The 24,817-nt window shown below is 62.2% G+C and carries 25 protein-coding genes; 13 read left to right on the forward strand and 12 right to left on the reverse strand.

The genetic code is table 11. The annotated features are described in order from the left end of the window. The 3 genes from BM116_RS19205 to recR form a co-directional block, all read left to right on the forward strand. On the forward strand, positions 1-791 hold a 791-nt coding region (locus BM116_RS19205), incomplete at its 5' end, for a DNA polymerase III subunit gamma/tau C-terminal domain-containing protein (RefSeq protein ID WP_328586209.1). A 17-nt stretch (positions 792-808) separates the two neighbouring features. Beyond that, positions 809-1,135, forward strand: coding sequence for a YbaB/EbfC family nucleoid-associated protein (locus BM116_RS13705; protein ID WP_083726622.1), 327 nt, complete (start codon positions 809-811; stop codon positions 1,133-1,135). 3 nt (positions 1,136-1,138) lie between these two features. Next, positions 1,139-1,738, forward strand: coding sequence for a recombination mediator RecR (recR, locus tag BM116_RS13710; protein WP_083726624.1), 600 nt, complete (start codon positions 1,139-1,141; stop codon positions 1,736-1,738). Positions 1,739-1,747: 9 nt separating this feature from the next. Here the strand turns inward: recR and BM116_RS13715 are convergent, their stop codons facing one another. The 3 genes from BM116_RS13715 to BM116_RS13725 all read right to left on the reverse strand — a co-directional run bounded on the left by BM116_RS13715 (position 1,748) and on the right by BM116_RS13725 (position 3,345). Further along, positions 1,748-2,623, reverse strand: a complete 876-nt coding sequence (locus BM116_RS13715; protein WP_083726626.1) for a pirin family protein — start codon at positions 2,621-2,623, stop codon at positions 1,748-1,750. 87 nt (positions 2,624-2,710) lie between these two features. After that, complete coding sequence (locus BM116_RS13720; protein WP_083726628.1) at positions 2,711-3,004, reverse strand: hypothetical protein; 294 nt, start codon at positions 3,002-3,004, stop codon at positions 2,711-2,713. Positions 3,005-3,105: 101 nt separating this feature from the next. After that, positions 3,106-3,345 carry a YheU family protein gene (locus BM116_RS13725; protein WP_083726630.1) on the reverse strand — a complete coding sequence of 80 codons (240 nt, stop codon included), beginning with the start codon at positions 3,343-3,345 and terminating at the stop codon, positions 3,106-3,108. 71 nt (positions 3,346-3,416) lie between these two features. Between BM116_RS13725 and BM116_RS13730 the strand changes: the two genes are divergently transcribed. Next, positions 3,417-4,172, forward strand: coding sequence for a sulfite exporter TauE/SafE family protein (locus BM116_RS13730; RefSeq protein WP_083726632.1), 756 nt, complete (start codon positions 3,417-3,419; stop codon positions 4,170-4,172). On the opposite strand, the gene BM116_RS13735 is transcribed toward BM116_RS13730, so the two are convergent. The 4 genes from BM116_RS13735 to BM116_RS13750 form a co-directional block, all read right to left on the reverse strand. Beyond that, complete coding sequence (locus BM116_RS13735) at positions 4,153-5,268, reverse strand: response regulator (RefSeq protein WP_083726634.1); 1,116 nt, start codon at positions 5,266-5,268, stop codon at positions 4,153-4,155. The genes BM116_RS13730 and BM116_RS13735 overlap by 20 nt on opposite strands. Then, on the reverse strand, positions 5,265-6,887 hold the full coding sequence (locus tag BM116_RS13740) for a 7TMR-DISM family protein (protein WP_083726636.1): 1,623 nt from the start codon (positions 6,885-6,887) through the stop codon (positions 5,265-5,267). Before BM116_RS13740 ends, BM116_RS13735 begins: the two co-directional genes overlap by 4 nt. A gap of 82 nt (positions 6,888-6,969) precedes the next feature. Then, positions 6,970-8,976 (reverse strand): bifunctional tRNA (5-methylaminomethyl-2-thiouridine)(34)-methyltransferase MnmC2/FAD-dependent 5-carboxymethylaminomethyl-2-thiouridine(34) oxidoreductase MnmC1, encoded by a 2,007-nt coding sequence (gene mnmC, locus BM116_RS13745; protein ID WP_083726638.1) that lies wholly within the window; start codon positions 8,974-8,976, stop codon positions 6,970-6,972. A gap of 354 nt (positions 8,977-9,330) precedes the next feature. Next, complete coding sequence (locus tag BM116_RS13750; RefSeq protein ID WP_083726640.1) at positions 9,331-9,660, reverse strand: 4a-hydroxytetrahydrobiopterin dehydratase; 330 nt, start codon at positions 9,658-9,660, stop codon at positions 9,331-9,333. A gap of 128 nt (positions 9,661-9,788) precedes the next feature. Here BM116_RS13750 and BM116_RS13755 point away from each other — a divergent pair, with 128 nt between their 5' ends. From BM116_RS13755 to BM116_RS13775, 5 genes are all read left to right on the forward strand, one after another. Next, a complete protein-coding gene (locus tag BM116_RS13755; RefSeq protein WP_456237248.1) occupies positions 9,789-10,727 on the forward strand; it encodes an HPP family protein in 939 nt (312 codons plus the stop codon). Positions 10,728-10,818: 91 nt separating this feature from the next. After that, positions 10,819-11,796: a DMT family transporter gene (locus BM116_RS13760; RefSeq protein ID WP_083726644.1), complete on the forward strand. Its 978-nt coding sequence runs from the start codon at positions 10,819-10,821 to the stop codon at positions 11,794-11,796. Between the two features lie 43 nt (positions 11,797-11,839). Then, positions 11,840-12,151: a BolA family protein gene (locus tag BM116_RS13765; RefSeq protein ID WP_083726646.1), complete on the forward strand. Its 312-nt coding sequence runs from the start codon at positions 11,840-11,842 to the stop codon at positions 12,149-12,151. A gap of 545 nt (positions 12,152-12,696) precedes the next feature. Then, entirely contained in the window at positions 12,697-13,647 is a 951-nt protein-coding gene (gene trhO / locus BM116_RS13770; RefSeq protein ID WP_083726648.1) for an oxygen-dependent tRNA uridine(34) hydroxylase TrhO, read from the forward strand. 20 nt (positions 13,648-13,667) lie between these two features. Continuing rightward, a complete protein-coding gene (locus tag BM116_RS13775) occupies positions 13,668-14,309 on the forward strand; it encodes a DsbA family protein (protein WP_083726650.1) in 642 nt (213 codons plus the stop codon). 5 nt (positions 14,310-14,314) lie between these two features. Here BM116_RS13775 and BM116_RS13780 read toward each other — a convergent pair whose 3' ends face one another. Beyond that, positions 14,315-14,905, reverse strand: coding sequence for a UPF0149 family protein (locus BM116_RS13780; RefSeq protein ID WP_083726652.1), 591 nt, complete (start codon positions 14,903-14,905; stop codon positions 14,315-14,317). A gap of 122 nt (positions 14,906-15,027) precedes the next feature. On the opposite strand from BM116_RS13780, the gene recQ reads away from it, so the two are divergent. After that, positions 15,028-17,154, forward strand: coding sequence for a DNA helicase RecQ (gene recQ, locus BM116_RS13785; RefSeq protein ID WP_083726654.1), 2,127 nt, complete (start codon positions 15,028-15,030; stop codon positions 17,152-17,154). Positions 17,155-17,181: 27 nt separating this feature from the next. Here recQ and BM116_RS13790 read toward each other — a convergent pair whose 3' ends face one another. Further along, the gene (locus tag BM116_RS13790; RefSeq protein ID WP_083726738.1) at positions 17,182-19,356 is read right to left on the reverse strand and encodes a patatin-like phospholipase family protein; all 2,175 of its coding nucleotides are present in this window, start codon (positions 19,354-19,356) and stop codon (positions 17,182-17,184) included. A 169-nt stretch (positions 19,357-19,525) separates the two neighbouring features. On the opposite strand from BM116_RS13790, the gene BM116_RS13795 reads away from it, so the two are divergent. Beyond that, the gene (locus BM116_RS13795) at positions 19,526-20,344 is read left to right on the forward strand and encodes a UDP-2,3-diacylglucosamine diphosphatase (RefSeq protein ID WP_083726656.1); all 819 of its coding nucleotides are present in this window, start codon (positions 19,526-19,528) and stop codon (positions 20,342-20,344) included. Between the two features lie 46 nt (positions 20,345-20,390). On the opposite strand, the gene BM116_RS13800 is transcribed toward BM116_RS13795, so the two are convergent. From BM116_RS13800 to BM116_RS13810, 3 genes are all read right to left on the reverse strand, one after another. Further along, the gene (locus BM116_RS13800; RefSeq protein ID WP_083726658.1) at positions 20,391-21,770 is read right to left on the reverse strand and encodes an adenylate/guanylate cyclase domain-containing protein; all 1,380 of its coding nucleotides are present in this window, start codon (positions 21,768-21,770) and stop codon (positions 20,391-20,393) included. A 194-nt stretch (positions 21,771-21,964) separates the two neighbouring features. Further along, on the reverse strand, positions 21,965-22,537 hold the full coding sequence (locus BM116_RS13805; RefSeq protein ID WP_083726660.1) for an HD domain-containing protein: 573 nt from the start codon (positions 22,535-22,537) through the stop codon (positions 21,965-21,967). Between the two features lie 170 nt (positions 22,538-22,707). Further along, positions 22,708-23,028, reverse strand: a complete 321-nt coding sequence (locus BM116_RS13810; protein ID WP_083726662.1) for an Mpo1-like protein — start codon at positions 23,026-23,028, stop codon at positions 22,708-22,710. A 165-nt stretch (positions 23,029-23,193) separates the two neighbouring features. Between BM116_RS13810 and BM116_RS13815 the strand changes: the two genes are divergently transcribed. Continuing rightward, positions 23,194-24,231 (forward strand): AraC family transcriptional regulator, encoded by a 1,038-nt coding sequence (locus BM116_RS13815; RefSeq protein WP_083726740.1) that lies wholly within the window; start codon positions 23,194-23,196, stop codon positions 24,229-24,231. An 8-nt stretch (positions 24,232-24,239) separates the two neighbouring features. Then, positions 24,240-24,803 carry a nitroreductase family protein gene (locus BM116_RS13820; RefSeq protein WP_083726742.1) on the forward strand — a complete coding sequence of 188 codons (564 nt, stop codon included), beginning with the start codon at positions 24,240-24,242 and terminating at the stop codon, positions 24,801-24,803. The last annotated feature ends 14 nt before the right edge of the window (positions 24,804-24,817 follow it).

The raw sequence follows: 24,817 nt of genomic DNA on the forward strand, positions 1-24,817 counted from the left end.
CTGCACCTGCACCTGCACCTGCACCTGCACCTGCACCTGAACCTGCACCGGAAGCCGCTGCTGCGGCTGGCGCCGAGCCGCCTGCAGATGAGTCCGAACCTGAGCCCGAAGCCGCTCAGTCCGTCACGCCTGAGCCTGAGCCGGAAGCGGCGCAGGAGAAGCCCGACCCGGTCAGCCACCCGATCAGCTCGACCACGCCGATCAAGCCGCCGCAGGACGAGCCGCCCGCTGACTGGATGGACGGCCCGCCGCCGGATGACAGCGGTATGGGTGAGCGCGATGAAGATGAACTGGACGTCGCCCAATATATCGACGACTGGCAACTGCCGGATGCCGAAGAGCAGGCCGCTGCCGAGGAAGCACAAGACGCCATCAGCGACTTGCCACCGGCCAGTGGCCTGGCGGCCGAATGGCTGGCGCTGTTCGAACGCCTGGGGCTGACCGGCCTGACCCAGAGTATTGCCGCGCACTGTCAGCTGGTCGGCCGCGAGCAGGGCAACTGGACCTTGCATCTGGATCCGGGGCACAGCGCCCTGTACAACGAGAACCATCGCAAGCGTCTGGAGCAGGCCATTAGCACTGTGCAGGAGCAGCCGGTGCAGCTGCTGGTTGAGGTGGCCGCGCCCACCCAGGAAACACCGGCCGTGGCTGCGGCCAGACGCAAGGCGGCCCGGCAGCGCGCTGCCGAGCAAAGCATCGTCGCCGATACCCTGGTGCGACGCTTGCAAAGCGACTTTGCCGCCCATATCTGTGAAGGAAGTATCCGTCCATTGGATGCACCCGCCAACTGAACTACGAGGATAGCGTCATGATGAAAGGTGGCATGGCAGGCCTGATGAAGCAGGCCCAGCAAATGCAGGAAAAGATGGCCAAGATGCAGGAAGAACTGGCCAACATGGAAATCACCGGCCAGTCTGGCGCGGGTCTGGTCTCCGTGCTGATGACCGGTCGCCACGATGTGCGTCGTGTCAGCATTGATGACAGCCTGATGCAGGAAGACAAGGAAGTGCTCGAAGACCTGATTGCTGCCGCCATCAACGATGCGGTACGCAAGCTTGAGCAGACCAATCAGGAAAAGATGGCCGGCTTCACCGGGGGCATGAACCTCCCCGACGGCTTCAAGATGCCGTTTTGATCCATGGCCTTCAGTCCGCTTATCCGGCAGATGGTCGACGCCCTGCGCGGCCTGCCGGGGGTTGGCCCCAAGACCGCCCAGCGCATGGCGTTGCACTTGCTGGAGCGCGATCGCCCGGCGGCTGCCCACTTGGCGCAGGCGCTGCAGGCGGCCATTGACGGGGTGGGCTACTGCACGCGCTGTCGGACTCTGAGTGAGACCGAAATCTGCTCACTGTGCAGTGATCCGCGCCGCGACGACAGTCTGCTCTGCGTACTGCAGAGCCCGGCCGATGTGTGGGCGGTGGAGCAGGCTGGCGGCTATCAGGGCCGCTACTTTGTGCTCAAGGGTCACCTGTCGCCGCTCGATGGTATGGGCCCGGAAGAGATTGGTGTGCCAGCGCTGCTCGATTGCCTGGAAGGGCGCGCCGTGACTGAAGTCATTCTGGCGACCAACCCGACCGTAGAGGGCGAGGCTACCGCGCATTACATCGCCGGCTTGCTGCGCCCCCGTGGTATCAAGGTATCTCGCATTGCGCATGGCGTGCCGCTGGGCGGCGAACTCGAATATATCGACGGCGGTACACTGGCCCACGCGCTCGCGGGCCGTACTCAGATTCTCTGAGGTGCGCACTCAGTCGGTGAGCTGGCCTAGCTGGTAGTCGCGCACGGCCTGTCTTATCTCCGCTTCGGTATTCATGACGAACGGGCCGTATTGCACTACCGGCTCGCCGATTGGTCGCGCCGCCATCAGCAGCAGCCGCGTACCGGCTGCCTGCCCGGTCAAACTTACTTTCTCGCCATTGCTCAGCAGGCCAAGCTGGCCGCGGGTGAGCGTGGCTGGGCCTTTCTCGTTGTTAGCCTCGTCGCCAACCGAGACCGCCCCTTCGTACACGTACAGCAGGGCGGTGTGGCCGGTGGGCGTTGGCAGTTGCACCTGCTCATCAGCGCCCAGGTGCAGGTCGACGTACAGCGGTTGGGTACTGCCGCCGTGGATGGGCCCTTGTACTGTCTGATCCTCCAGTGCCAGGCTGCCGGCGATCAGCTTGAGCTGGCCGCCGCCTGACAACGACAGCGTTGGCATCGCCTCGGGTGGCAGGTCCTGGTAGTGGGCCGGCTGCATTTTTTCGGCCGCCGGCAAATTCAGCCAGAGCTGGAAGCCACGCATGGTGCCGTGGTCCTGCTGGGGCATTTCGGAATGGATGATCCCGCGTCCGGCGGTCATCCATTGCACGCCGCCGGGGCCTAGCAGGCCACGGTTGCCCAGGTGATCTTCGTGCAGCATGCGACCTTCCAGCATGTAGGTCACTGTTTCAAAGCCGCGGTGCGGGTGCGATGGAAAGCCGCCAATGTAGTCGGCTGCCTCGTCGGAGCCAAACTCATCAAGCATCAGAAAGGGGTCAAGCTGGCGGGCGTCTGCGCCGCCGAATACGCGGGTCAGGCGCACACCGTCACCGTCGGCGGCGGGTTGGCCGACACGGCTATCCAGCAGGGTACGATAGGTGGTCATGGCGCATCTCCTCAATCAGGTTATGCGCCATTCTATAAGCAGATAATTTGATTGAATAACGCAAAATATGCGTTATTCGTATCGAATTTATTGATTTTCTTGCGCAGCTTTTGCGGCGGCGTCTTCAGCGTTCAGCTCGTCGATGATGCGCTGATAGCCCTGGCAGGAGTCGTAACGGCCGTTGGCCGGGTCTTGCTCTTGCAGCGCCTTGAGGCGGGCGTTCAGTTCTTCGGCCTTGCCGGGCTGGTCCTTGGTTCGGTCATAGATCAACTGTGCAAGGTGCTCGCCCTTGGCGATGGCCTCTTCTGGGGTACAGGCCAGTGCCGAGATACTGCTCAGGCCAAGCAGGCCGCCCAGGGCCCAGGTTGCAAACGTTTTCATTATTACCTCACTCGACCGCACGGAAAGAGACTTATGTTAGCCCCTGCGGCGTCAGCCTCCAAGCACTGGCGGCATCGAGGGGTGGCTTCTGCGCTGATATGTCACAGTTCGGCATCGCGCAGCATGTCGGCTGGAATGCTGTGGCGGTGCGCCAGGCTGACGTCTCCGGTGTCCGGGTGGAAGACGATCAGCACCTCGCCTTTTTCCAGCATGCGGCGCACCTGAGCTACCCGGCGTTCAAGGCTGTCGTCAAAGCCGTTGTCGGTGCCGTCACGGGTTACAAAGTCCTCAAGCAGAGCGTCGAGGGTGGCAGGTTCCAGCATCTGGTAGGGGATCAACATACGTCTGATTCTCGGCTGACGTCGGGTGGTCAATGGTACACTCGGCGCCTTTGTCAGCCTATTGTTGTGCCATGATTACCGATCCGTTTTTCTATCTCTGCGCTATTCCTGCCGTGTTGTTGTATGGCATCGCCAAGGGCGGATTTGGCGGTAACATCGCGATTGTCTCGGTGCCGCTGATGGCGCTGGTGGTGGCGCCGCAGCAGGCTGCCGCCATCCTGCTGCCCATTCTGTGCCTGATGGACCTGGTTGCCTTGCGCACCTTTCGCGGTCGTTGGGATCGAACCAATCTGCGCATCATTTTGCCGGCGGCTATTGTCGGCGTACTGATCGGCGCGCTCACCTTTCGCTTGATGAATGAACAGCACATCCGGCTGTTGATCGGGGTGATTGCGGTCAGCTTTGTGATCAATGCCTGGTGGCGTCGCGATCAGCAGCAGGCGCGCCCGGCCAGTGCCTGGCGCGGGCGCTTCTGGGGTGTGCTGTCTGGCTTTACCAGCTTTGGCATCCACGCTGGCGGGCCGCCGATCAATGTGTACATGCTGCCCCAGCGGTTGGAGAAAACCTTGCTGATGGGGACGCTGGCGGTGTTCTTCACCCTGGTCAACTGGGTGAAAGTGCCGGCGTATCTCTACCTTGGCCAGTTTTCCAGCGAGAACCTGCTGTCCTCGCTGGTGTTGATGCCCCTGGCGCCGATCGGTGTGCGCTGTGGCTACTGGTTGTTGCAGCGCAGCAACGAGAAGCTCATTTACCAGCTGTGTTACATCTTCCTGCTACTGACTGGCGGCAAGTTGCTGGTCGAGGGTGTTATGGGCTTGTTGGCCTGATCAGGCGGCGCAGGCAGGCGAATAGCTGCTCGTTCTCGACGGGCTTGGCCAGGTAGTCATCCATGCCGGCGGCCATGCCCTCCAGCCTGTGGCTGTCGAGTACGTGGGCGGTGAGCGCGACAACCGGAATGCGCTCCAGATGCTCACGCTGCTCGTGAGCGCGAATGCGCCTTGTGGCCTCAAAGCCGTCTACCACCGGCATTTCACAGTCCATCAGAATCAGGCTGTAGCTTGCTGGTGCATCGCGGTAGCGCTGCAGCGCTTCTGCGCCGTTCTCGGCGATCTCTACGCTGTAGCCTGCCTTCTCCAGCAGGCTGCGAACCACTAGTTGATTGACCGGGTTGTCTTCGGCAACCAGAAGATGGCCTCTGGCAACCGGTTGCAGGTCGCCGCTGGCTAACTGCTTGTCGCCGGGCGGCGGCGGGGCAAGCAGCTGGCGTAATAGCTCGCGCAGCTGGGCTGGCAGCAACGGTGTTGTCTGCTCCAGCAGTGCACCCTTGCCCGGTAGCAGGGGGCGGTGATCGTCTGCTGCTCGCAGCAGCAAAATGGGTGCATGCCCGGCACTTATCAGTGGTTGCAGTTGATCAACGGCAATGCCCTGGCAGTCGATCAGTAGCAGCTCGTAGTTATCGGCTTCGCTGTCCGGCTGGCTGATGACCCGGTAGCCAAGGCGTTCAAGCTGCTGCCGATAGCTCAGCTGCGCGTCGTTCTGACGTGCAATCAGCGCGGCGACCGGTGGGTTATCAGCGCGCGGCGCTTGCGGTTCGGCTGCTCTGAGCGGCACCTGAACCCGAATGCTGGTGCCTTCATCCTGGGTGCTCTGCAAGGTGATGTCGCCTTGCATCAGGCGCACCAGCTCCTGGCTGATAGCGAGGCCCAGACCGGTGCCGCCGTAGCGGCGCGTGGTGCTGCTGTCGGCCTGGGTAAAGGAGTTGAACAGCTGGCTCTGGGCCTGTTCCGCAATGCCGATGCCGGTATCGCTCACCGTGCACTCCAGTAGCCAGAGGCCAGGCTCGCCGCCGGTGGGGCGGCCGTCCAGATGCAGGCTGACGTGCCCCTGCTCGGTAAACTTGAAGGCGTTGCTCAGCAGGTTCATGAGGATCTGCTTGAGGCGCGTCGGGTCGCCCTGTAGTTGTTGGGGCAGGTGAGGGGCAACGCTGCAATACAGTGCCAGGCGTTGTCCAGCGCCTGGGCGGTGAATAGCCCGGTTACATCGGAGGCGAGTTCTTCCGGGTCGAAGGGGAGCTGTTCCAGTTCCACTTTGCCTGACTCCAGGCGAGCAAAGTCGAGGATGTCGTTGATGACGGTCAGCAGCGTCTGGCCTGATTTACTGATGGTGTCCAGGTAAAAGCGCTGACGATTGTCCAGGCGGGTATCCCCGAGCAGTTGCAGCATGCCCAGCACGCCGTTCATCGGGGTGCGAATTTCGTGGCTCATGCGGGCCAGAAAACGGCCCTGGGCGCGGGTTTCCAGACGGGCCTGACGCGCTGACTCATCGGCGTGAAAACGCGCCTCCTTCAACGCATTGATGCGGTCGGCCAGGCCAAGCGAGAGCAGGATCATCTCCGCGCACGTGCCGATCTTGACCCACTGCGTCCCGTACGGAATGCCTGGCAGCTCGTAGCCCAGTGAGCCGGTCGTCGACAGCACCAGGGAGATCAGCAGCAGGCTCCAGGCGAGGGTGTAGTAGGAGCCGTAGCGAAACCCCCTGCGCCATACATACAGCCCACTCAGTAGCAGTACGATGGAGCTGACCAGTACAAACAGGCTGGCCATATTGTTGTACAGGTCAACGCTGATCAGCGGCAGGCTCAGCATGGCCAGCAGCACCAGCAGGATCTTGCTGCGCAGCAGCAGGTCCAGCTGCGGGAACTGCTCGCGGGTATGCAGGAAATAGCGGCTGAACTGGGTGGAAACTGCGCAGTGCAGGAACATCAGGGTGTAGATGGTCAGCGTTTGCACCGGCACGCTGGCATTGATCCACTTCCAAGCCAGGCCATCAAAGGCCGCCATGAACAGCACCATGTTCAGCAGGTAGAGCAGGTACCAGAAATAGGCTTTTTCCCGCAGCGAGCTGAGCAGAAAGAGGTTGTAGGCCAATAGTCCCAGCAGCACGCCATAGAACAGGCCGTGCAGCAGCATGCTGGTTTCCAGCTGGGCGCTGCTGGCGGGCCAGCTGGCGTAATGCAGCGGTATGAAAACGGTACTGCTGCTGTCGACGCGCAGCATGAAGCGATGGACGCCCGGGGTGAGTTGCAGGGTAAACCAGTGTTTGCTGACGCCCACCGGGCGTTCGTCGAACGGCTGATGGTCGCCTCCGACTTGCTCAAACAGGGTGCCGTCCGGGGTTTGCTGGTACAGGTTCAACGTATCAAGCAGCGCGTAATCGACTTGCAGAACACCTTGTACCGGCGCGTCACTGGTGTTGTGCAGGGCAAACTGCAGCCACCAGACCGACTGGTTTTTGCCTTCGTTGACAAAACGGGTGTGCACCTGGCGCCAGGGCAGATGCTGATCGCCTTGCAGCAAGCGGTTGGCGGTCAGGGTGCCGGCGGGGTCTTCCAGCAACAGGAGATGGCTGGTGAGGTTGATGCGTGGGCTGTCGCGGGTAATCTCAAGCGGCGCCAATGCCTGCGTGGCGGTCGGCTCGGGCGGCGCTGCGAAGAGGCTGCCGGACAGGGCCCAGAGCAGCAGAAGTAGACAGCATTGACGCATGAATGTGGTATCCGTACGGCTGCCGCTCTGTTGTGTTTTTGCTTTGCGGCAGTGCTGTTTCTGATGCTAGCACATGGCCCTTTCAGTCAGCAGCCTGGCGTTGGCGTTTCGGACGGTCGGTGGCGTTGCGGCGTATCAGTTGGCGGAGCAAAAATCGCGATGGGTGCACGGCCTCGGCCAGCTCACGCGGCAAGGGCAGCGGCTCGTTATTGATCCAGGCCGCCAGCAGTTCACCGCTTAGCGGGCCGCTGATCAGGCCACGAGAACCGTGGGCCACATTCACATAGAGGCCCGGGTGCCAAGGGGCAGGGCAGTCGGGTTGCAGGCTGGCATCGTTGCCTAGCGCAGTGTAGCTATCGGCGAAGGCGGTGGCATCAACTACCGGACCAATCAGCGGCAGATAGTCGGGGGCGGTGCAGCGCAGGCCGACCCGAGCACCGCTGGGGGCGGTGTGCTGCAGTGACTGGTGCAGTGCCGGCGACAGCGCCTGCAGCAGTTGCAGGTTGTGTGCGTTTTCCTCCTCGCTGGGCTGCAGGTCCAGCCGGTCAAAGCGAAAGCTCGCGCCAAGGTGATGACTGCCCTGACGGCTGGGCGAAATATAGCCGTCGGCGCAGAGCACGGTCCGCAGCTCTGCGCTTTGCGTATTGGCCGGCAAATGGGTGAGCTGGCCGCGAATAGCCTTGAGCGGCAAGTGGGCTGTTTGCTCGAAGGTGCTGGTTTCATGGGCGCAGCAAAGGATGACCCGGGGCGCCTCGGCCAGCAATTGGCCCTGCGCATCCAGCACCTGCCACTGTGTTGCAGTGCGCTGCAATGCGATGGCGTGGCGATAGGTCTGCACGCTTATCAAAGGATGCTGCAGCAGCGCTTCGCACAGACGCGGTGGGCTGACCCAGCCGCCACCGGCAAAGAAAACGCCGGGCTGCTCGATGGGCGCGCTGGCCAGTGCGCTGGCCTGCTCGGCAGTCATGGCCTGCAGAAAACTGTCCGGATAGCCTTGGGCGGCCAGTCCCTGCTGGCGTTTTTGCTCGCGTTCGTCGGCGGCGAGCTGAAGCACGCCACATTGCTGCCAGGTCTCCTCGTTTTGTGGCAGCGTCCGCGTCAGCAGGCGCAAGCTGTATTGATAGCTACTTTGAATAAAGCGCGACAGCGGCGGATGGTGCGGGGACAGCTTGCAGTACAGGATGCCCTGCGGGTTGCCCGATGCGCCCTGGGCGACCGCTGCTTCGCGCTCCAGCAGTGTTACCTGCCAGCCGCGCCTTGCCAGTGCGTGAGCGCTGCAGGCGCCGGCCAGCCCGCCGCCGATGACAACTGCACAGCGCTCGCCGGGGGCGTCAGGGCGAGCAAACCAGGGTGCCTGCCAGCCTGCCTCAGGCGGCTGTTCCAGTTGGCCGCAAAGCATCTCGCGCTTGTGCCCAAAGCCTTTGACCTTGCGCATGGCAAAGCCGGCGGCCTGCAGGCCTCGGCGTACGTCACCCACGCTGGTGAAGGTGGCAACGGTTGCGCCCGGGCGCGACAACTCGGCCATGCGCTGGTAGAGCGCGGGTTGCCACATGTCGGGGTTGCGGGCGGGGGCAAAGCCATCGAGAAACCAGGCATCCACCCCGGCGTCGAGTTGCGGCAGGGTGTCAAACAGGTCGCCGATAAGCAGGGTCAGGGTGACGCGCCCATTGGCCAGGGAGAAGTGCTGCCAGCCGGCGGTCAGGTCCCGATACTGGGCCAGCAGCTCGCTGGCGTAGGGCTCCAGCTCGGGCCAGATCGCCAGCGCGCGTTGCATGTCTGTCTGGCTGAGCGGGTATTTCTCGGTGCTGACAAAGTGCAGGCAGGCATCTTGCGGTGCACAGGTGTCCCACAGCTGCCAGGCAGCCAGAAAGTTGAGGCCGGTGCCAAAGCCGGTTTCGGCAATGCAAAAGTGCGAACCTGCCTCCAGCGCCGCCCAGCGCTCGGCCAGTTGGTTGTGCAGCAGAAAGACATGGCGCGTTTCGTCCAGGCCGCTGTCGCGCGAGAAATAGACATCGTCAAAGCGGGTGGAGAACGGCTGGTCGCCATCCATCCAGGTCAGGTCGGCAGATTCGACAGGGGTGTGGCTCACAATGGCTCCGGGCTGCTGGGCGTGGACGCCATTGTATCCGGGCGTCAGCCCATATTGGGCAAAATCAGCAACAGCCAGGTTGCGAGCACGACCAGGGCCACAGTGGACCACTTGGCCTTATAAAACGGTTTCATGGCATACGCCTTCTTGTTTTTATTGGGTGGGCGCCTTGTGGGCGCCTTGATGTGCGTGCTCCTGGTTGGAGTTGGCACCTTGGGTGGAGGTTGTGGCCTCCACCCAGTGTTCTTTATAGCACGCTGCAGCGAGCCGTCGATGTCAGGGATGTGACGGTGTTAGATAAATTGGCTACAAGAACAGAAACGAGTACAGCCCTACGCGATGAGCTGGCGCTGGTTACTGGTACAGACGTTCGGTCCGCGCCGCCATGATCAGGTCATTCAGGTGCACGCCGCCGGCATCGTGGCTCCACCACCTGACGGTGACCTTGCCCCATTCCAGCAGCAGGGCCGGGTGGTGGTTCTGCTCCTCGGCCAGTGCGCCAACCTGATTGACAAAGGCCAGGGCTTTGGCAAAGTCGGCGAAGCGGTAGGCCCGCTGGATGCGTGGCACGTCGCTCTGGGTTGTCAGCGACCAGTCGGGCAGGGCGGTCAGCTGTTGGTGGATCTCTGCCTCGTTGAGTACTGGCTGGCCCTGGACCAGTGTGCGGTCTGCGAGGTCGGTCATAGTGGCTCTCCTTTTGGCAAATGAGCTGCCAGCATAGCAGTCAGCGTCTTGAATGACAGGCCACTGGGGGCGGTCTCAGGTATCATGACCGCTGACAGTGATAGGGAGAGGGCGTGCGGGTGATTCGGGTGCGGTGGTTGCGCAGGGGGTTGCGCTTTCTAGGCTGGCGGCCGGACAGCACCAGTCACCGGGAAAAGCTGGTGTCCGCGCTCGGGACGACGCTCGCGCTGATTCTGCTCTATGGCGTTACCCATCTGGTCATGGCCGAGGCCGCGTTGTGGGTCACCGGTTCCATGGGCGCCAGTGCCGTGCTGGTGTTTGCCATGCCGCACGGTACGCTATCGCAGCCCTGGTCGGTGATTGGTGGGCACGTGTTGTCAGCCGCCTTTGGCGTGGCCTGCGTGCAGTGGCTGCCGCCCGGATTCTGGCTGGCCGCGCTGGCAGTAGGCGGCAGCGTTGTCATCATGATGTACGCCCGCTGCCTGCATCCGCCGGGCAGCGCGACCGCCATGATTGTGGTACTGGGTGGGCCGCAGATCACCGAGGCTGGTTTTGCCTTCGTGGTCTATCCGATCCTGCTCGACGTGCTGGTAATCGTGCTCTTTGCCGTGGCGTTCAATGCGCTGTTTGACGGGCGGCGCTACCCTCTGCCGCTGGTCCGCCACCAGGTCTCGCGTGCGCCGGGCATCGCTCCTGAAGACTTTGAACACGCCCTCAAACAGATGAACGCCTACATGGACATCGAGTTTGATGACCTGCTGCGTCTGGTCGAGTTGGCCAACAACAACGCTCAGAGCAAGGGTGTGGCTGCGGCAGACCTGGTCACCGGTGCCTACTACAGCAACGGCCTCCCCGGGCGTAACTGGTCCGTGCGTGAAGTACAGCAGGTGGTTAACCGGCCGGGCCGGGCCGGCCGGGTGCGCTACCGCATCGTCAAGGGCGCAGGCGAGGGAGGCAATGGTATCTGCCGGGTCAGCGAGTTTGTGCGCTGGGCACGTTACCGGGTCGAGCCCGATGAGCAGCGGCGGCTCTGGCACAGGGTAACCGGCGAGGAAGAGGCCAGCTGACCGGTACAGTTGCCGGTGCAAACTGTCTCTGTCGGCAACTGCTGCGCCTTTCTACAATGGTGTCTTCTTCCCCCTTCCTTGAGTTATCCCCATGCACGTGTCTTCCGGGCGCTGGCTTTACGGTTTTCTGTTGGCGCTGACCACCACCCTGTTGTGGGGCGTACTGCCGATCATGCTCAAGCAGGTGCTGCAGGTCATGGACCCCTACACCGTGACCTGGTATCGCCTGCTCAGTGCCGGCCTGGTACTGTTCTGCTGGCTGGCTGCCAAGCGTCGCCTGCCATCTGTAATGGCCCTGTCCGGGCGTAATCGCGGGTTGCTGGTGGTTGCCATTCTGGGGCTGGCCTTTAACTACGTGCTGTACCTGATGGCGCTGAATCGGCTGTCGGCCGGCACCATGCAGCTGATTATCCAGACCGCGCCGGTGATGCTTATGCTGGGCAGCATGCTGGTATTTCGCGAGCGCTTTGGCCTGGGGCAGGTGCTGGGGCTGTTGGTGCTGCTGCCGGGCTTTGTGCTGTTCTTCAATCAGCGCCTGGCCGAGCTGCTTTCACAGATGAGCAGCTACACGCTGGGCATTTTGATCGCGCTGGCGTCGGCTTTCAGCTGGGCGCTCTATGGCCTGGCGCAGAAGCAACTGCTGACGGTCTGGTCGTCGGTCACCGTGATGATGGTCATTTACCTGTCCTGTGCTCTGCTGATCTGGCCGCTGGCAAGCCCGGCCCAGGTCTTTGAACTGTCCAGCCTGCAGGCCTGGCTGTTGGTGGGCTGCTGCCTGAACACCCTGGTGGCCTACGGCGCCTTTGCCGAGGCGCTGGCACACTGGGAGGCGTCGCGGGTCAGCGCAACGGTGACCACTACGCCGCTGTTCACCTTTTCCATGGTGGCGCTGGGCGCGATGCTCTGGCCGGGTCTGATCGAGCCTGAAGTGCTCAACAACCTGGCTTACGTCGGCGCGCTGCTGGTGGTGTTGGGCTCGGCGCTGATCGCACTGGCCCCTAGTCTGATCCAGAATTTGCGCCAACGCCGTCTGCGCCGCCTGAGCGTGACGCCACCACCGGCCGGCTAGTGAGTTAGACTAGCGGGCCGCGAAACCGCCACAGGAGACAGCCATGTCCGCGACCCAGGAAGCCCTGCATCAAGCGCTGCAGGCGCTGCAGCCCAGTCATCTGGAACTGATCAACGAAAGCTACATGCACAGCGTACCGCCGGGTTCGGAATCGCACTTCAAGGCGGTCATCGTCAGCGAGGACTTTGCCGGGCTGAACGCCGTGAAACGACACCAGGCGGTCTATCGCGCCCTGGGCGAGCTGATGCAGCGTATTCATGCGCTGGCGCTGCATACCTACACGGCGGAAGAATGGCAGCAACGCCAGCAGGCGCCGGACTCGCCCAATTGTCTGGGTGGCAGCAAGCACGTTTGATTGACGCTCCGTTGATTTGCAGCAGCCTGTTTTTATCAAGCCAGCTTTTCGCCTTTACAGTGAGCTAAGGAGCTGCTGGCGTCACCCCTCAGGAGGATGCGGAGCGTGGGAATGATCAGCGATGGTCGAGCGTGCACGGAATCCAGTCCCGTTTACGCGGGCGAGTAGCGCAGGACTGACGGGAAAAAGAGTCATAGGATGTCTGAGGAGCGAAGCGACGAGTTTTATGACTACCTCGCCGGCCACCCCCGTCCAACCGAGCAACGCAGCGTACCTGAAGGGCCGCGTAGCCGGGTGCCCCGGGGGATCACTAAGGGGGGCTGGGCAAGCAGCCCCCCTTGGCTCGCCGTAAAGGCGAAAGGCTGACCAGGCGAATGGCACAATCGTCAGGTCTAGCTGAGCATGCTTGTGGGAACGTCCAGCCAGTGGGCTTCTTTCCTTGCCTCCACAACGCCCCCATTTCTCGAAACCCCCCATTTTTTGCTAGAATCGCCGCCCCCAACGGTACGCCCTTTACGCGGGCGCCCACTGAAGAAGAGGTATGCATGTCTGCAATTGTTGTTGTGGCACTCTACAAGTTCGTCCGTCTAGATGACTATCAAGCCCTGCGCCAGCCCCTGCTGGATGTAATGACCGCCAATGGTGTCAAAGGCACGCTGCTACTGGCCGAAGAAGGCATCAACGGCACTGTCGCCGGCCCCCAGGCGGGCATGGCTGCGGTACTGGATTGGCTGCGCAGTGACGCCCGTCTGGCCGATCTGGAATACAAGGAATCCTTTTGCGACGAGATTCCCTTCTACCGCACCAAGGTCAAATTGAAGAAAGAAATTGTCACCCTGGGTGTAGAGGGCGTTTCGCCCACGCGCAAGGTGGGCACCTATGTTGACCCAAAGGACTGGAACGCGTTGATCAGCGACCCCGAGGTACTGCTGATCGACACCCGCAACGACTACGAGGTATCGATTGGCACCTTTGAGGGCGCCATCGACCCGCAAACCAAGACCTTTCGTGAATTCCCCGAGTACGTGCGCGAGCACTTTGACCCAAAACGTCACAAAAAGGTGGCAATGTTTTGTACCGGTGGTATTCGTTGCGAGAAGGCGTCCAGCTACATGCTCGAGGAAGGCTTTGGTGAGGTGTTTCACCTCAAGGGCGGCATTCTGAAGTATTTCGAGGAGGTACCGGCCGAAGAGTCGATGTGGAATGGCGAGTGTTTTGTGTTCGATAACCGCGTGACCGTGCGTCACGACCTAGCACCGGGTTCCTTCGATCAGTGCCACGCCTGCCGCCACCCGGTATCGGCTGAGGATAAGGCGTCCAGCCAGTACGCCGAGGGCATCAGCTGTCCGCATTGCTACGACAGCCTGCCGGAGAAAACACGCCAGCGTGCCGAGGAGCGTCAGCGTCAGATTGAACTGGCCAAACGGCGCAACGAGCCGCATCCTATTGGCAAGCCTGCAACCCTCGCCTCACCTAACGCCAACAGGGGCAACTAACCCCTACAGGAGATTCACCGATGCAGCAGCGCCTTATCCATGTGATGGACCCCATGTGTTCCTGGTGTTGGGGGATGGCGCCGCTGCTTGATCGTATCCGCCAGCGCTGGCCGGATCTGCCCCTGCATCTGATGCCAGCCAGCCTGCGCGCGAATCATGGCGCGCCGTTGGATCAGCACTCGCGTCAGGCACTCGCTGCGCACTGGCAGGCGGTTGCCAGCTTAAGCGGCCAACCCTTTGGCGATCCGCAAGCGCTACCCACCACCCTGGTTTACGACACCCGCCCCGCCAGCCGTGCGCTGATTGTGGCGCGCGAGCTTGACCCGGCGCTCAGCTGGGCCTTTGCCCGGTCGTTGCAAGAGGCGTTTTATGTGGCAGGGCAGGATGTGACGCAAACGGCGGTGTTGGTGGCAGTAGCCGAGGCGGCCGGATACGACGCAGCGTTGTTTTCCGAGCGCTTTGATGCGCCGGCCAGCGCCGAGCAGCTGGAGCAGGATTTGCAGTGGGTGGAGGGCCTGGGGTTGGCAGAGTTGCCGATTCTGTTTGGCGAGCGTGACGGTCAGCTGGCGCTGCTGAGTACCGGGTATCGTCCGGAGACGGATGTTCTGGCGTTGCTGGAGCGCTGGCTGGCGGCCGGGGAGGGCCGCCAGTCGGTCGCCTGACTTGCTTAGCGGCGCTTGGTGATCAGCGCCGGCTTCTGCTTCTCTTCTGGCGCGTTGAACAGCAGGAACAGCTGGGTCAGCACCTGGGGAATGTGCTCAGCCATGTCCTCGACCATGTCTTCGTCTTCATGGATTTCGGCAAACTCGGGCTGATCGGCAAACAGGCCTGAGGCGACCATGATCGGTAGCAGCAACTCGCTGACCAGCTCTTCGTCATTGCTGAACCAGGCTTCCTCACGCAGGAACACGCCTTCCATAAAACCAATGCACCAGCTGCGCAGGTCGGAGTAATCCGGCTCATCACCCAGCGTCAGCTCGCAGGGCAGTTCCAGATCTTCGTCGCTGGCCAGTTCGCGGGCGATGCGCGCCTTGAGCTCCAGCAGGGTGCCTTCGATCAGTGCTTGCTGCTCGGCGTCCTGATAGTCCGGGGTCTCGGCAAACAGTTCTGCCAGCAGTTCGGCGTCCTCCACTACCTCCGGGCTTATCGCCAGAGCGGTCAGGTAGCCGCAGGCGGCCATGTAGTCCAGCGCTTCATCGTGCAGGTCGTCGGCGTCCAGAAATGCTTGCAGGTGCTGGAGCTGGTCGGAAAAGGACATGGGGACACCTCTCTATCAATGGTCCCGGCATTTTACGCATGCCCCGGGCAATTGCCAAAGGCGTTATACTCTGCGACCGCTGATTCATCCACGCGCTACCCGTGCACGAGCAAAGGAGACCCATGCGCGAGCAAGCTCTGCAACAACTGCGAGACGTGTTTGGCTACGGTGAATTCCGTGGTCAGCAGGCCGATATCATTGATCAGGTTGCCTGTGGTGGCGATGCCCTGGTGCTGATGCCCACCGGCGGCGGCAAATCGCTGTGCTATCAGGTGCCGGGGTTGCTGCGTCAGGGGTTGACCGTTGTGGTGTCACCGCTGATTGCGTTGATGGATGATCAGGTTGCCACGCTCAACGAACTGGGCCTGCGCGCCGCCGCGCTCAACTCCACACTCAGTGAAGACGCCCAGCGCGAGATCGCCCGGCAGATGCGCGCCGGTGAGCTGGAGTTTCTCTATCTCGCGCCCGAGCGCCTGCTCAAGCCGCGCACCATCGCCTTTCTACAATCGCTGGAAATCGCCCTGTTTGCCATTGATGAGGCGCATTGTGTCTCCCAGTGGGGGCATGATTTCCGCCCGGAATACCTGCAATTGGGCCAGTTGGCCGAGCAGTTTCCGGGCGTGCCGCGCATGGCGCTGACCGCCACCGCTGATGAGCGTACCCGTGGCGAAATGATGCAGCGCCTGAAGCTGGAACACGCGGCCTGCTTTGTCTCCGGCTTTGATCGCCCGAATATCTTCTATCGCATTGTGCCCAAGGACAAACCACGTCAGCAGTTGCAGGGCTTTTTGCGTGAGCACCGGGGCAACGCCGGTATCGTTTATTGTCTGTCGCGCCGCAAGGTGGAAGACACGGCCGCCTGGCTGTGCGACCAGGGCTGGCCGGCGCTGCCTTACCATGCCGGTCTGCCGGCGGAGCTGCGGGCAACGCACCAGAAGCGCTTTCTCAACGAGGAAGGGCTGATCATGGTCGCGACCATTGCCTTTGGCATGGGCATCGACAAGTCCAACGTGCGTTTTGTCGCCCACCTTGATCTGCCCAAGAGCGTCGAGGCCTATTACCAGGAGACCGGCCGGGCAGGGCGCGACGGTCTGCCCGCCGATGCCTGGATGGCCTACGGCCTGCAAGACGTGCTGATGCTCAATCAGATCATGGCCGGCTCTGAGGGCGATGAGCGCCACAAGCGTATCGAGCGGCACAAGCTCGATGCCATGCTGGCGCTGTGCGAGCTGACCAGCTGTCGCCGGCAGACGCTGCTGGGCTACTTTGGCGAGACGCTGGCTGAGCCCTGCGGTAACTGCGATAACTGTGTGGAGCCGGTCGATACCTGGGACGGCAGTGAGGCTGCGCGTATGGCGCTGTCTACCATCTACCGCAGCGGCCAGCGCTATGGTGTCGGCCACCTGATCGACATTCTGCTGGGGCGCGATAACGAGAAAATCCGTAACGCCGGGCACCAGCATTTGTCCACCTGGGGGATCGGCAAGAGTCTTGGCGAAAACGAGTGGCGCTCGGTGTTCCGTCAACTGATTGCCAGAGCGCTGGTAGAGATCGATCTGGATGGCTATGGCAGCCTGCGCCTGGCCGAAAGCTGCCGCGCCTTGCTGCGTGGCGAGCAAAGCCTGCAGCTGCGTCGTGATGTCAGCAAGCCAACCAGCAGCGGCACGCGCAGTAGTAACAAGCCGGTGATTGCCGACGCCGATCGCGAGCTATGGGAGGCGCTGCGGGCGCGGCGCAAGCAGCTGGCAGATGCCCATGGCGTGCCGCCCTATGTGATTTTCCCGGACAGCACCCTGGTCGACATGCTGCGTCAGCGGCCGACCACCCTGCAGGACATGTCGCTGGTCAGCGGTGTGGGCTCGCACAAACTGGAGCGGTACGGCGCAGACTTTCTGCAGGTCTTGGGGGCGGAGGGCGCCCAGGCCGACAACGAGGCGCGCGAATCTCACGAAGCGCTGGCGCTGGTACTCGCCGGCATGACCGCGGAGCAGGCAGCGGCCCAGCTCGGCCAGCCGCTGCGCAAGGTCTATGGCCAATTGGCGCAGGGCATCAGCACGGGCAATCTGTCACTGGAGCAGGCCATTGATATTGGCCCGGCGCAGCTTGAGCGCATCCAGGACCAGTTCCTTAATCACGATGGCGATGAATTGCCGGGCGTGCGCACGGTGGCCCGTGAGCTGGATGAGCCGGTCGAGGAGGGTGTACTGCACTGCATCCGCGCGGCGCTGGTGCAGGAGATCAGCGGCTAGCTGATCTCCCGGTCGCCGTCAGGCACCTCAGAAGGTTTGCCCCAGCTTCATATACAGGGCCTCATGGCCCTCTTCGTTGGCGCCCAGACCAAAGAACAGTGGGCCAACCAGCGTATCCATCCCCAGTAGCAGGCTGCCGCCCCCGAAGTAGCCGGTGTCAAAGTCGGTGTCGTCGCGGTTGTAAACGCGCCCGTATTCCAGGCTGGCACCCAGGTACAGCGGCAGGCTGACGGCGTTGAAGTAGCTCGGCGTCAGGCGGCGATAGTAGACCAGCCGGCCGAGCTGATAGTTCTGGCCAGCCAGAGCGTCCTGACGGAAGCCGGAGAACCAGCCGGGGCCACCCAGCACAAAGCTGCTCTGCGCCACGTTCACATCGCTGTCGGTCCGGCCGATGAAACCGCCAACCTGCCAGCTGTTCGGACCAAAACCGAAGGCCTTGTTGGCCTTGAATTCGATTTGCTGATAGCGCTCGTCGGCGCCCAGTGCCGGCTCGGACTGCCGCCAGCTGAACTTGGCTTCGTCTCCGGAGCGCGGGAAGTTGACGTTATCCAGGGTGTCGCGGTCGACCTCGATCGAGTAAAACGCCTCGTCAAAGTCGACATCCGGCAGGTCCGGATCGCCGATGCGCACGCGCGAGTTGCCGCGGTAGCGTGACAGCCCGAAGCGGACCTCACCGTTGTTGGCAATCTGGCGGCCGATATTGATCCCGGCGCCGTAGCGCTTCTGGCGATAAGCCACGATGGGGTCGTTGTCGTCGATCACTTCGAGGTTGCGCGCCTCGGCGTCAATGAAAGGGGCGACGAAGTAGCGCGAGCCGTAGTCCAGCGGCTGATAGAACTCGGTGTAGAGCTCCTGATCAGAGCCAACCTGCAAGCGGGTCAGCCATTCGGCGCCCAGCGGGTTGAGGCCATTGACGCGGAAGCTGGCACCCAGGTTGTACTGACTGTCGCCCTCAAAGTCATCGACCAGATTCAGCCCCAGGCGCAGGTAGTCGGTGCCGGTTCGGCGGCCGGCGGTGTGTACCAGCAGGGTATTGTGGCCCTGATCGTGTACCACCTCGTAGGTGACGCGGCTAAAGTAGTCGGTACCGTAAATGGTGCCCATGTCGGTTTGCAGGCGGACCAGATTGAGCGGTTCTCCGACCTCCTGACGAATCATGCTGAGCACCACTTCGTCGGCCACCTTGCCGCTGTTGTCCACCTCGACCGCATGGATGATGGCCTGGCGTTGTGGCCGGCTGCTGGCCAGGTTGCCGCCGGCATCACTGCCGGGCGGTGCAACAAAGGCCAGTACGCCCTGGGCCTCGCTCAGGCTCTGGGCGCCGGCGTCGATGGCTTGCTGGGTTTCGGCAAAGCTGCTGAAGCCCATATCACCCAGCGCGGGCTGCAGCAGCAGGTCGGCGTCGGTCAGGGTGGCCAGTTGGCGCTCGGTGTTGGTGCGGGTGAGCAGGGTGGTGGTCTGGTCCATGATGTCCAGGACCGAATTCAGCTCGCTGGCCGACTTCAGCGGCGTGCCGATATCCACCACGATGACCCGGTCCACGCCCATGGCGCGGGCAACGTCGATGGGTACGTTCTTGCTCAGTACGCCGTCCACCAGCAGCCGGCCATCCACCTCGACCGGGGCAAAGAAGCCGGGCAGGGCCAGGCTGGCGCGAATCGCCAGCGGCAGGTGCCCGTGGTCGAACACCACGGCCTCGCCGGTCGCAATGTCCGTCGCCACTGCGCGGAAGGGGATGGGCAGGCGATCAAAATCGTCGATCTCGTTGGTGTGCACCAGCAGGCTTTCCAGTACCACGCCCATGTTCTGACCCTGTAGCAGGCCGAGTGGGAAGCTCAGCGCGCCATCCTTGAAGGTCAGCCGCTGCTTGACCAGAAAGTCGCGGTCGTCCTGCTTGCGGCGGTAGGGGATGTCCTCGCGCAGCGGTGTGTCGCTGAGGGTCGCCTGCCAATCCAGATCTAGAGCAATCTGCTTCAGCTCGTCGGCGCTGTAGCCTGCGGCATAGAGCCCGCCAATCACCGCGCCCATGCTGGTGCCGGCGATGGCATCAATGGGGATGTTCATTTCTTCCAGCTGCTTGAGCACCCCGATGTGCGCAAGCCCCCGGGCACCCCCGCCCGACAGTACCAGGCCGGTACGCAGCGGCTCGGCCAGGGTCCAGGTGGAAAGAAAAAGCAACAGCAACGGCAGCAGGCGTTTCAGCATGACGCGGGTCCGGGCAGCGGGTGGCATGGTGGAAAAGCCGCCATTGTATATGAACCCGCGTGGGCCTGCGGGTCGATCCTGTTGTCATGTTCAGGTCATGTTTCCGACATATGTCAGTCACTGCGCGGCGATAAGGTGCTTTTAACTTCCCAAGGAGGACAGCCGCATGAATACCGCCGTGTCTTTACCCAAGGCGCAAAAGCAGCGCGTCAGAACCCTGTGGATCTCGGACCTGCACCTCGGCACCCGTGGCTGCCAGGCCGACAAGCTGGCAACCTTCCTCAAGTCCTACGACTGTGACCAGCTTTACCTGGTTGGTGACATCATCGACGGCTGGCGCCTGCGCAAGGGCATCTACTGGCCGCAGGCCCATACCAACGTGCTGCGCCGCGTGCTGACCATGAGCAAGCGTGGCACCCGGGTGGTGTACGTAACCGGTAACCACGACGAGTTTCTGCGCCGCTACTCGACCCTGCTGCTGGGCAATATCGAGCTGGTCGATGAGGCGGTGCACCAGTGTCAGGACGGGCGTCGACTGCTGGTCATTCACGGCGATCAGTTTGATGTGATTACCCGTTGCCACCGCTGGCTGGCGTTTCTGGGTGATCACGCCTACGAGTTCAGCCTAGTGCTCAACCGCTGGCTCAACCACTGGCGTACCCGCTTTGGCTTCGGCTACTGGTCGCTGTCAGCCTATCTCAAGCACCGGGTGAAAAAGGCGGTCAACTTCATCAGCGAGTTTGAGGAGGCGCTGGCCCACGAGTGTGTTCAGCGCGGCTACGAAGGCGTGGTGTGCGGTCACATTCACCACGCGGAGATTCGCCAGGTAAACGGCATTGACTATCTCAACTGTGGTGACTGGGTCGAGTCCTGCACGGCGCTGATCGAGCATCAGGACGGGCGTATCGAGCTGTACCGCTGGGATGAGAGCCAGGCTGCGGCGCTGGAGCCGGTAGCCGATGCGCTGGAGGGCAGCGCGGCCTGAGTGGGGTAGTCGCTGTTGCGATGGTTGCATCGTAACAGCGGCGTTGTCAGACGATCACCTTGTCTCGCAGTTTGCGCGCTGCCTGTTCCAGCGCCTTGATGATGTCTTCCTTGTCGTAGTTGCGCACGTGGTTGGTGTCCAGATACATCGAGAACCCGGACAGCTCGCGCTCAAGGAAGGTGGGTGCCGCGCCCAGTTCGCGCCGCAGGCCCACCACCTGATAGATCTGGACCGGTCGGGCAAAGCCCTTCACGCTGATCTGGCCCTTGTCGTAGCACATGATCAGATCCTTCACCATGGAGTAGGTCTCGTGGGAAATGAGGATCTCGCCAGCGTCGGCGGCGCTTTCCAGACGGCTGGCCAGGTTCACTTCGCGGCCGATGATGGTGTAGTCCATGCGTGTTGCCGCGCCAAAATTACCCACAGTGCAGTAGCCGGTACTCAGGCCCATACGAATTTCCAGCGGCTTGGTGATGCCGCGGCTGCGCCACTGCTGGCGTAGCACCTTCATGTGCTTGCGCATGGCGATGGCCATGGAAACGGCAGCTTCGGCATCCTGCTTGGCGCCCTGGGTTTTCGGGTCGCCAAAAAACACCATGACGCAATCGCCGACAAACTTGTCGATGGTGCCGCCGTATTGCAGGGCAATGCGCGACATTTCATCCAGATAGTTGTTCAGCAGGTCGGTCAGTGCCTCGGCTTCCAGTTCTTCGGCCAGCTCGGTAAAGCCGCGGATATCGGAGAAGAACACGGTCAGCTTCTTGCGTCGGGTTTCCAGCTGGACGCTGCGCTTGCCGGAAAAGATCGACTCCCAGACCTGGGGCGACAGGTACTTCGACAGGTTGGCTGCCAGTCTGGTGGTCTTTTCCTGTTCGCGTTGGACCTGCTGCTGGGCTTCTTCCAGGTGCCGCCCCTGCCGGTGGACGAAGGCGGCCATCACCAGAATAAAAAAGCCGCCGCTGATCAGGCTGACCAGAGTGACCAGAGTGCTGCTGTGCAGGCTGACCTCCGGTGTAAAGACCGCGGCCCCCAGCAACGTACCCGCCAGCGCGAGCAGCCAACCAGCGGCCAGGTAGGCAGGCCCGCCCGCAATCAGGCATGACAGGCCAAGCAACACCACAAACATGATGCTGGGCACATAGTTGAAGCCCAGCAGGGCAATAAAGACACCTGTGTGCAGCGCGTCCAGCGCCAGCAAGCTGAGGCGCTGGGGCAGGTGGGGCAGACGCGGCAGACGGGTCGGCAGGTACTGCGCCAGCTGGGGATACGCCAGGGAATACAAAATGGCAACGAGGTAGCACAGGCGGTGACCGTTTTCGATCAGCAGGGCACTGAAGGTCAGGGCTGCGCACAGATAGGCGATGATGCGAGAGTAGTAGCCGTCAAGCGGTGGTTTGACGGGCGCAATGCGGGTGTCGATCGTCATGTTCAGTCAATTCCGTGGCCGAGACGGCGGTAGCGGGCAGGCACCCGGCTACGTCGCATGACTGAGCATCATAGGGCCTGGGATCAGACGGGACAATTGCCTGTCCATCCAATGGCCAAATTCGCCGACGGATGTCATGGTCCAGCGCAGGCGCCGCTGATGGGGCAAAGCGCCTGTGCTGGCTGGTGCCGGAGTTACTCCATCTTGTAGATGCTGTTGCGCGGTTTCTCGAAGACGCGTCGCAGCATGGGCTCGAAAAACGCCAGCGACTCGCTTTCATAGTCCGGATCAAAGGCCGGTGCATCGTACTTGGCACAGAACTCGGCGGTGTACTGATACAGCGGGTGATCCTTGAACTGGTCACGCAGGTGACGATCCATGCCCAGGTGATGGAAGAAGTAGTAGCCCTGGAAAATACCGTGCTTCTCGACCATCCACAGGTTCTCGGCGCTGACGAAGGGCTTGAGAATCGCCGCAGCAATGTCCGGGTGGTTGTAGCTGCCCAGGGTGTCGCCAATGTCATGCAGCAGGGCGCAGATCACGTACTCCTCATCACGGCCATCGCGGTGCGCGCGGGTCGCGGTTTGCAGCGAGTGCTCAAGGCGGTCAATCGGAAAGCCGCCAAAATCGCCATCCAGCAGTTGCAGGTGCTTGATGATGCGGTCTGGCAGTTCCTTGGCGAAGGGGCGGAAGTGGCTGGAGATGATCCCCCAGTCTTCGGCGGTACCTTCCTGCATGGCGCGAAATTGTGCGCGTTGCTCACCCATGGTGGCGTCCTCTTGTTATGTTTGTGTTCAGGCTGCGGAGACTGCGCCAGGTTGCCCGCCGGGTTGCAAGGCAGGGGCTGGATCAGTGCTACCTCGAGGCATCATAGAGAAGGGGGTAGGGGCTGACTGTCACTCTGCTGACAGTCAGCCGATTTGCCGATGTCCGGTGCTCAGAAACGGATGCGTCCGGTCATGGCGTCGCGCAGCATGACCCAGTCGCCCATCAGGCTGTAGAGCGGATAGCGGAAGGTGGCGGGTTTGTTGTGCTCGAAAAAGAAATGGCCCACCCAGGCAAAGCCGTAGCCTGCCAGCGGCACGGCCAGCAGCCACAGCCAGTTCTGGCTGAACAGAACGTAGAGCAGCAGGAGGATAACCAGGCTGGTGCCGGCGTAATGCAGACGGCGACAGGCATCGTCCTGGTGCTCGCTCAGGTAATAGGGGTAAAACTCGGCGAAGGTGCTGAATGACGGTGACTCGGTGGTACGGGTCATGGCGAACTCCTCGGTGCGCGGGTTTTTGCTTCAAGCCTACTTTAGTCTATGATCGGGCGCCGGACACAATGGAAGCGCCTGCCCGTCACCCGTGAGTTGATCCGGGCTGTCGGGCTGGGCGGCCGATCCAATCGAATAACACAAAGGAACAGGGTGCAGAACAGCATGTTGCAAGCTCAACGGACCACCTCGTCAGGCTGGGCCTCGGCCATTGGGCATGCATTGGCTATTGAAGGGCTGGATATTGTCGAGCTGTTCGCCCATGCCGGTCTGGACCCGGAGCTGCTGACTGACCCGGACGCACGCATCGCGCAAGATGGCATGACCCGAGTCTGGCAACTGGCTGTCGAGCGCAGCGGCAACCCGGCAATCGGCTTGCACATGGCCCACGTGGTTCGCCCGGCGCACTTCAGCGTGGTGGGTTACTCGCTGATGAGCAGTCGTTCCTTGCTCGAAGGCTTCAACCGGGTGGTGCGCTATCAGCGCCTGATCGGCGAGTCCGCTGATCTGATGCTGCAGCTCGAGCCGGGCCAGTGCCGCATCCAGTTTGCCATTCATGGTGATCGCCTGCCGGCCGCCCAACAGAGTGTCGAAGCGGCGATGGCCTATGCCTTGGCGTTTTGCCGCTGGATGACAGCGGAGCCGGTAACGCCTTTGAGTGCTACCTTTGCGCGCCCGGCACCGAGCGATCCTGCGCCCTATGCCGCGCTGTTTCAGTGCCCGATTGCCTTTGATGCGCCTAGTCACAGCCTGACCTTTTCCCGGCAATTGATGGAGACGCCGCTGGCCACGGCCAACGAGCACCTGGCCAAACTGCACGACCGCTTTGCCGGCGAGTTTCTGGCCCGCTTTGAGTCCGACCCGGTGACCCACCAGACCCGTCAGGTGCTCTGCCGCCTGCTGCGCCAGGGCGAGCCCAAGCGTCAGGCGGTTGCTGCGGCAATGAATATGAGTACACGTACCCTGCAGCGTCGCCTGCAGGAAGAGGGCGTCAGCTTTCAACAACTGCTGGAGCGCACCCGGCGGGAACTGGCGCTGCAGTATCTGGGTCAACCGCAACTCACCTTGTTCGAGATCGCCTGCATGCTCGGATTTGCCGACCCGAGCAACTTCTTTCGGGCCTTCAAGCGCTGGTTTGGCTTGCCGCCCGGGCAGTATCGAGAGCAGGTGCTCAATGGCGATGACGTCGATATCAAGGAGTAATGCGTTCCGTGGATGCCCTGACCGCCCTGCATGAGCGGGTTTCTGTCCCCCGGTTGACCGGCCCGGCCCCAACGCCTGAACAGCAACAGGCCCTGTTTCGTGCGGCCCTGCGGGCGCCGGATCATGCCTATTTGCGGCCCTGGCGCTTTCTGGTGATTGAAGGCGAGGGGCTGGAGGCGCTGGGCGAGGTCTTTGGTCGAGCAGCGCTGACTGATACGCCGGATCTTTCAGCCGACACTCTGGCGCGCTATCAGGGGCTGCCGCTGCGTGCGCCGCTGATGATCGTGGCCATCAGCCGTCATCAGGACCACCCCAAGGTGCCAGCCATCGAGCAGGATCTGGCTTGTGGTGCGGCGGTTAACAACATGCTGCTGGCCGCTCACGCCATGGGGCTCGGCGCGGTTTGGCGCACCGGTGTGCTGGCCTATCACCCACAGGTGCATGCAGAGTTGGGTCTGGCCAGCAACGAGCAGATTCTGGCGTTTCTCTATGTGGGCCACCCGGCCGGCGAGCGCAAGAGCGTGCCGGCGCTGGCGGTGGAGTCTTACTTCTCTTCTTGGCCTGCGGCCTGAGATACCCCGCGCTG

Source organism: Halopseudomonas pachastrellae (assembly GCF_900114765.1).
In the GTDB taxonomy this organism is placed as follows: Bacteria; Pseudomonadota; Gammaproteobacteria; order Pseudomonadales; family Pseudomonadaceae; genus Halopseudomonas; species Halopseudomonas pachastrellae.